Source organism: Actinomadura harenae (assembly GCF_003696215.1).
GTDB lineage: Bacteria > Actinomycetota > Actinomycetes > Streptosporangiales > Streptosporangiaceae > Spirillospora > Spirillospora harenae.
In genome coordinates, this window is sequence record NZ_RFFG01000202.1 from 1 (window position 1) to 7,051 (window position 7,051).

The 7,051-nt window shown below is 72.9% G+C and carries 8 protein-coding genes; 5 read left to right on the forward strand and 3 right to left on the reverse strand.

Going from position 1 to position 7,051, the window contains the following annotated elements; translation table 11 throughout:
• On the reverse strand, window positions 1–377 hold a 377-nt coding region (locus tag EBO15_RS42215), incomplete at its 3' end, for an AMP-binding protein (RefSeq protein WP_147481903.1).
• 94 nt (window positions 378–471) lie between these two features.
• On the opposite strand from EBO15_RS42215, the gene EBO15_RS42220 reads away from it, so the two are divergent.
• From EBO15_RS42220 to EBO15_RS42240, 5 genes are all read left to right on the forward strand, one after another.
• Window positions 472–1,098 carry a uridine kinase family protein gene (locus EBO15_RS42220; RefSeq protein ID WP_122200056.1) on the forward strand — a complete coding sequence of 209 codons (627 nt, stop codon included), beginning with the start codon at window positions 472–474 and terminating at the stop codon, window positions 1,096–1,098.
• A gap of 124 nt (window positions 1,099–1,222) precedes the next feature.
• Window positions 1,223–1,597, forward strand: a complete 375-nt coding sequence (locus EBO15_RS42225) for an FKBP-type peptidyl-prolyl cis-trans isomerase (protein WP_122200057.1) — start codon at window positions 1,223–1,225, stop codon at window positions 1,595–1,597.
• Window positions 1,598–1,755: 158 nt separating this feature from the next.
• Window positions 1,756–2,856: an ATP-binding cassette domain-containing protein gene (locus tag EBO15_RS42230; RefSeq protein ID WP_122200058.1), complete on the forward strand. Its 1,101-nt coding sequence runs from the start codon at window positions 1,756–1,758 to the stop codon at window positions 2,854–2,856.
• Window positions 2,853–3,710: an ABC transporter permease subunit gene (locus EBO15_RS42235; protein ID WP_122200059.1), complete on the forward strand. Its 858-nt coding sequence runs from the start codon at window positions 2,853–2,855 to the stop codon at window positions 3,708–3,710. Before EBO15_RS42230 ends, EBO15_RS42235 begins: the two co-directional genes overlap by 4 nt.
• 152 nt (window positions 3,711–3,862) lie before the next feature.
• Entirely contained in the window at window positions 3,863–4,714 is an 852-nt protein-coding gene (locus tag EBO15_RS42240) for a polysaccharide deacetylase family protein (protein WP_122200060.1), read from the forward strand.
• A gap of 160 nt (window positions 4,715–4,874) precedes the next feature.
• Here the strand turns inward: EBO15_RS42240 and EBO15_RS42245 are convergent, their stop codons facing one another.
• Window positions 4,875–6,317, reverse strand: coding sequence for a uracil-xanthine permease family protein (locus EBO15_RS42245; RefSeq protein WP_122200061.1), 1,443 nt, complete (start codon window positions 6,315–6,317; stop codon window positions 4,875–4,877).
• Window positions 6,318–6,425: 108 nt separating this feature from the next.
• On the reverse strand, window positions 6,426–7,051 hold a 626-nt coding region (locus tag EBO15_RS42250), incomplete at its 5' end, for a PucR family transcriptional regulator (RefSeq protein WP_199745170.1).

Genomic DNA, 7,051 nt, shown 5'->3' on the forward strand with positions numbered 1-7,051 from the left:
AGGCCGTCGGGGGCCCCGGCCGGACGCAGCCGGTCGACGGCCACGAGCGGCGGGACGTCCGGCCCGTCCGGGAACGCGGCCTCCGACGCGGCGAGCAGGTGCGTCGCGCCCGAGTCGCGCAGGATGTGGGCGCGCTCGTCCGGGCCGGAGTCGGGCGGCAGCGGCACCACGGGGACGCCCGCGAACAGGCCCGCGACGACGGCGGCGACGGTCTCCAGGGTCGGGGTCGCGTGGACGGCGACGGCCCGCGCGTCCCGGATCTCGGCGGCGATCGCGACGGCCCACGCGTCCAGCGCCGGACGGCTCAGGGGACGTCCGGCCACGGTGAGCGCGGGACGGCCGGGGTCGTCCGGGCGGGGTCCGCCGAGAAGGTCCATCGGGCGCGTCCCTTTCGCTGGGGGCCGGGAGAACGGGCAACGCCCGGCAAAGGGCCCGCCCGCGATGCGGGTTCGACCGGCATCTGCTGGAAGTATGCCGTTCGTGACGGACGTTCCGACGACCTACCCGGCCCTCGCGGACCTGCTGCTCGCCCTGCCCCCGTCGGCGGGGCCGGTGCGGCTGGTCGCCGTCGACGGGCCGAGCGGGTCCGGCAAGTCCACGTTCGCGCCGCGCCTCGCGGCCGCCCTCGGCGAGGCGGCCTCCGCCGCCATGCCGCTCGTCCGGTCGGACGACTTCCGGGTCCCCTGGGACGCCGATCCGCTGACCTGGTGGCCGCCGTTCGAGCGGGACGTCCTGACGCCGATCATGGCCGGACACCCCGGCCACCTGCGCCGCTACGACTGGCACCGCGACGTCTACGGCCCGGACGAGGAGCTGCCGCCCGCCGGGGCGCTGGTCGTGGAGGGCGTCGGCGCGGCCTGGCGCGGGTCCCCCGCCGCGTTCCGGATCTGGGTGGACGCCCCGCGCGACCTGCGCCGGGCCCGCGCCCTCCAGCGCGACGGCCTCACCTACGCCGATGCCTGGGACGCGTGGTCCGGGCGCGAGTCGCGTCACTTCGCGTCCGACCGCACCCGGGAGCGCGCCGACCTCCTCGTGGACGGCACGGCCGTCGCGGGGCCCGCGTTCCACGCCGTCCGCCCCACCCAGGACGCCACCTGACCCCCGTCCGGGCCACCGTCCGTGCCTCGGCCGGGCGGACCGGTGCGCACGGGGTGGCCCGCGAGGCCGACTAGGCTTGCCGCGTCCGTATTTCGACCCCTGACATGACGGGTGGAGCCAGCAGATGGCGCTTGAACGTCCCGAGATCGACTTCCCCGAGGGCCAGCCCCCGACGAACCTTGACATCACCGACATCACGGTCGGGGACGGTGCGGAGGCCACCAAGGGCTCGACCGTCTACGCCCACTACGTCGGCGTGGCCTTCTCGACCGGCGAGGAGTTCGACGCGTCCTGGAACCGCGGCGGGCCGCTCGACTTCCCGCTCGGCGCCGGCCGCGTCATCAAGGGCTGGGACATGGGCATCCAGGGCATGAAGGTCGGCGGCCGGCGCAAGCTGGTCATCCCGCCGCACCTGGCCTACGGCAGCCACAGCCCGTCCCCCAAGATCGGGGCGAACGAGACGCTGATCTTCGTGGTGGACCTCGTCGACGTGAAGTAGTCGGCGGGAGGTGTCGGGCGGGGGGCCGAACCCCCGCACCGAACCCCGGCACCGAACCCCCGAAAAGCGCTTCAACGGCGGGCAATCCGGGAGTGAAATCTGCTCCGGATGCCCGCCGTCGCCGTTTCCGCAGGCAAACGCGTCGGTATCAGCCCAGCATGATCGAGGCGCGGGGGCTGACGAAGCGGTTCGGGGACAAGACGGCCGTCGACCAGGTGAGCTTCACGGTCCGGCCCGGTCACGTCACCGGATTCCTCGGCCCGAACGGCGCGGGCAAGTCCACGACCATGCGCATGATCCTCGGCCTCGACCACCCGTCCGGCGGGACGGTGACGGTCGCGGGCGTCCGGTACGCGGGGCTCGGCGCGCCGCTGCACGAGGTCGGCGCGCTCCTCGACGCCAAGGCCGTCCACGGCGGGCGCAGCGCCTACAACCACCTGCTCTGCCTGGCCCGCAGCAACGGCATCCCGAGACGCCGCGTGGACGAGGTGATCGACCTCGTCGGCCTGCAGACGGTCGCGAGGAAGCCCTTCAAGGGCTTCTCGCTCGGCATGGGGCAGCGGCTCGGCATCGCGGGCGCGCTGCTCGGCGACCCCGCCGTCCTGATGTTCGACGAGCCGGTGAACGGCCTGGACCCCGAGGGCATCCTGTGGATCCGGACGCTCATGCGGAGCCTGGCCGCCGAGGGCCGGACGGTGTTCGTGTCCAGCCACCTGATGTCGGAGATGGCGCTCACCGCCGACCACCTCATCGTCATCGGACGCGGCCGGATCCTCGCCGACACGTCCGTCCGCGAGTTCATCGGGGGCGACGCGACCAGCCACGTGCGGGTGCGGTCGCCGCAGGTCGCCGAGCTCGGGCCGCTGCTGGCCCGGCACGACTGGCGCGTCGAGGTCGACCCGGACGGCTCGCTCCGCGTCTTCGGCGCCGACGCCGCGGCCGTCGGGGACGTCGCCGCCGACCACGGCGTCCGGCTGCACGAGCTCTCGCCCGTCCGGCCGTCGCTGGAGGAGGCGTTCATGCGCCTGACCGGCGACACCGTCGAGTACCACGCGGGCGGCCTCCACGACGCCGAGCGTCCCGCCGGAGAAGCCCCGCCGCCTGGAACACCGCCCGACGAACCACCACCCGGATCGCCGCCAGAACCGCCGCCGGGATCGCCGCCCGCCGGGCCTCCTCCCGGATCGCCGCCGGACGAGGGACCCTCGGGGCCGCCACCGGCCGGGCCGACCGGAATCTGGCAGGGAGGACGGTCATGACCACGCCCGAGACCCCCGCGGAAGCCGAACGGCCCGAACCACCCGGACAGCCCGGACGGCCCGGGACGGCCGGCCGCCCGGCCTCGTTCGCGGACGCCGTCGCCGCCGAGTGGATCAAGATCCGCACCGTCCGGTCGACGTTCTGGACGCTGCTCGCCGGGCTCGTGGTGACGATCGGGCTGAGCGTCCTGCTGGCCCTGGTGTTCGTCTCCGCCTACGACCAGCTGACCCCGCGCGACAGGTTCCAGTTCGACCCGACCGCCTACGGGCTGGTCGGCATCCAGTTCGGCATGGTGGCGTTCGGCGTGCTCGGCGTGCTGGTCGTCACGGGCGAGTACGCGACCGGGATGATCCGGACCTCGCTCACCGCGGTGCCGCGCCGGACCCGGCTGTTCGCGGCGAAGGCGCTGGTCCTCGGCCTGCTGGTGCTGGTGGTCGGGGAGATCGTGTCGTTCGCCTCCTACTTCCTGTCCCAGCTGATCTTCGCGGACCGGAACCTGAACGAGGGGCTCGGGGAGCACGGCGTGCTGCGCGCGGTGATCGGCGGCGGCCTCTTCCTGACCCTGATCGCGCTGTTCGCGCTGGCGTTCGGGATGCTGCTGCGCCACACCGCGGGCGCGGTCACGACGGTGCTCGGCCTGCTGTTCGTCCTGCCGATCATCGGCTCGTTCCTGCCCGGCGACTTCGGCGTGACGATCCGCAAGTTCCTGCCGACCGCCGCGGGCGGCGCGGTGATGGGGACCCGGCCGTCCTCGGACGTCCTGTCGCCCTGGGTCGGCCTCGGCGTGTTCGCGCTGTACACGGTCGTCCTGCTGGCCCTCGCCCTGGTCCTCTTCCAGCGCCGCGACGCCTGACCCCGGCCGCACACGCCTCGTCACCGGCGGAGGCACGAGAGTTCGGACACAGGTCGGCAACAGCGGAGCGTCGCCGTCTCCCGTGATGCCCTGACGTGATCAGATATGTCCGTTCTTGTTCGGATGAGCGGTAGGGCACGGGGGACGCGGGGATGCGTGGCGGTGTTCCGAAGGGGTACACGGCGGTGGCGGCGGCGCTGGGGATCGCGGCCGGTCTCTGGCCGGCGGTGTCGGCGCTGCCGTCCGGGGGCGGGGGCGGGGACGACCGGCTGCGCTCGGAGCTGACGGCGGCGCTCGCCGACCACCGGTGGGAGCACCCGAAGCCCGGCTCGTGGACGCCGCCGAAGCCGTCCGCGGACGGCCTGCCCCCGGTGATCAGCCAGATCAGCACGCAGGACCGCGTGGTGTTCCTGACGATCGACGACGGCTACGAGTACGACCCGGAGTTCGTGAACATCGTCCGGACGGAGAAGGTGCCGATCCTCACGTTCCTGACCACCACGTACGTGCGCGGGCACGGCCAGTACTTCTGGGCGCTGCGCAACGCGGGGTCGCGGATGGAGGACCACACCGTCACCCACCCGGACATGAAGACGCTCCCGCTGGAGGCGCAGCAGCGGCAGATCTGCCAGTCGTCCGACACGATCACCAAGCAGTACGGGCGGCGTCCCGAGCTGTTCCGGCCGCCGTTCGGGTCGTACAACACCGCGACCCGGCAGGCCGCGAAGGCGTGCGGGATCAAGTCGATCCTGACCTGGACGGCCGAGTTCTACAACGGGACGACCGGACCGGGCGTCGGGTTCAACGGGTTCGCGCGCGGGGACGGCCTGGGCAAGGGGTTCCGGCCCGGCGACATCGTCCTGATGCACTACCGCAAGGGTCTGGCCGGGGAGTTCCGGATGCTGCTCGGCTGGATCAAGCAGCAGGGCTTCCGCCCCGCCGCCGTCCAGAACTACCTGCCGCGCTCGCTGGGCGGCGACGCGCCCGACGCCCCGCCCGCCTGACCCACATTTCCGCAGGTAGGCCGCGAACAGGGACGATTCGCGGTTGCCCTGAGCCGCCCGACACCTGCGCATTAGGGTTCATGCACCGGCGGGGTCGAGGTCCCCCATTCCCCGAGAGCCGACCCCGCCGGTACCACGTCCGCGTCCCCTCAGGGGACCGCTACTCGGTGGAGCGGCGGACGTCGCCGCCGATCTCCCGCTCCCTCGGCGCGATGACCCCGCCGCCGTTGTCGTTCGGCCGCCGCACCGCCAGGTTCAGCAGGTGGTAGCCCACCAGCAGGACGATCGTGCCGAGCGCGATGCCCTGGAGCGGGAAGCTGTCGGTGATGTGCAGCGTGACGTTCCCGATCGCCAGGATCAGGCCCGCCGCGACCGGGACGAGGTTGACCGGGTCGCCGAAGTCCACCCGGTTCTCGACCCAGATCTTCGCGCCGAGCAGGCCGATCATCCCGTAGAGGACGACCGTGATGCCGCCGAGCACGCCGCCCGGGATCGCCGCGACCAGCGCGCCGAACTTCGGGACGAACCCGACCGCGATCGCCACGACCGCCGCCACCCAGTACGCGGCCGTCGAGTAGATCCTCGTCGCGGCCATGACGCCGATGTTCTCGGAGTAGGTGGTCGTCGGCGCGCCGCCGACCGCCGTCGCGAGGGTCGTGGTGATGCCGTCCGCGGTGAGCGCGCGGCCGATGTAGGGGTCGAGGTCGTCGCCGGTCATCGCCGCGACGGCCTTCACGTGCCCGGTGTTCTCGGCGATCAGCGCGATCACGACGGGCAGCGCCAGCAGGATCGCCGACATCTTGAAGTTCGGGCCGTGCAGGTGCGGCAGCCCGAGCCAATCGGCCGACCTCACGGCCGAGAAGTCCACGCGGTCGTGCGGGAACGCCGTCGCGACGCAGTACGGGCCCTCGGTCGGGCACGGGTGGCCCGACGCGTCCAGCAGGTTCCTGCCGCCCTGGACGGACGTGACCCGGCCCGCCGTCTTGTCCAGCACCCACGACAGCGCGAACCCGAACACCAGCGCCAGCAGGACGTTGATCCGCGCCCAGAAGCCGCGCAGCAGCACCGCGCTGAGCACGGCGAACGCCATCGTCGCGATCGCGACCCACTGGTCCTGCGGCCAGTAGACGTTCGCGACGACCGGCGCGAGGTTGAACCCGATCAGGACCACGACCGCGCCCGTCACGACCGGCGGCAGCACCGCGTGCAGCACGTTCGCGCCGAGGAAGTGGATGACCAGCCCGACCACGAGCAGCGCGACGCCGACCCAGAGGATCGCTCCGGTGACCGTCCCGGAGTCGCCGCCCGCCGCGCGGATCGCGGCCGCGACCCCGACGAACGACGCGCTCGACCCGAGGTAGGACGGCACCTTCCCGCTCGTGATCAGCAGGAACAGGATGGTGGCGACGCCGGACATCATGATCGCCAGGTTGGGGTCCAGCCCCATCAGCACGGGGAAGACGAACGTGGCGCCGAACATCGCCACCACGTGCTGGGCCCCGATGCCCGCGGTGCGCGGCCAGGAGAGCCGCTCGTCCGGGCGGACGACCTCCCCCGGCGGCGGCGTCTTCCCGTCGCCGTGCACCTTCCAGCCGAACGCCATCCACATCTCCTGAAATTCTCGTTTACGCTACGTGAACGAGAATGCCGCATCCGGGCCCGGCCGCGCACCACCGGGGGTGGCGCAGCGGCCGGGTCCGGCGCGCGGCCGCTAGATCCCCCGCATCCGCAGGACGTGCAGGGCGAGGGTCAGGTTCAGGCGGAGATGGGCGTCCTCGGTGAACGGGCCGAGCAGTCGTTCCAGTTTCCCGATGCGGTAACGCAGTGTGTTGTAGTGGAAGTGGAGCCGCCGCGCGGTCTCGGCGACGTTGAGGTTGGTCTCCAGCAGCACCTGGAGCGTCCGGCGCAGGTCCACCAGCTCCGGCTCGTCGTCGGCCGCGAGGTCGCCGAGCGTCTCGCGGACGAACGCGTGCAGCTCCTCCGGATCCGGGACGAGGCTGAGCAGCCGGTACACGCCGAGCTGGTCGAAGTGCGCCCGCGCGCCGTCGCCGTGCAGCTGCCGTCCGACGCGGACCGACTTCAGCGCCTGCTCGTACGCCTCCGGCAGCCGGGACGGCGACACGACGGTGCGGCCGATGCCCGTCGAGAACGTCCGGCGGACGGACGAATGTTCGGCGAACAGCGCGGCGGCCTCCTTCAGGAGCGTATGGACCGGTCCACCGTCGAGGTCCGGATCGTCGCCGTCGGCGCCGACCACGGCGACGACCTCGTGCGCGAAGCTCGCCACGGCCGCGCCGCGGTCGTGCCGCCGCACCGCCGCGGCCCACGCCGCCGCGA

Coding starts and splice junctions, on each gene's coding strand:
- EBO15_RS42220 (WP_122200056.1), top strand. CDS start 472: ATGCCGTTCGTGACGGACGTTCCGACGACCTACCCGGCCCTCGCGGAC.
- EBO15_RS42225 (WP_122200057.1), top strand. CDS start 1,223: ATGGCGCTTGAACGTCCCGAGATCGACTTCCCCGAGGGCCAGCCCCCG.
- EBO15_RS42230 (WP_122200058.1), top strand. CDS start 1,756: ATGATCGAGGCGCGGGGGCTGACGAAGCGGTTCGGGGACAAGACGGCC.
- EBO15_RS42235 (WP_122200059.1), top strand. CDS start 2,853: ATGACCACGCCCGAGACCCCCGCGGAAGCCGAACGGCCCGAACCACCC.
- EBO15_RS42240 (WP_122200060.1), top strand. CDS start 3,863: ATGCGTGGCGGTGTTCCGAAGGGGTACACGGCGGTGGCGGCGGCGCTG.
- EBO15_RS42245 (WP_122200061.1), bottom strand. CDS start 6,317: ATGGCGTTCGGCTGGAAGGTGCACGGCGACGGGAAGACGCCGCCGCCG.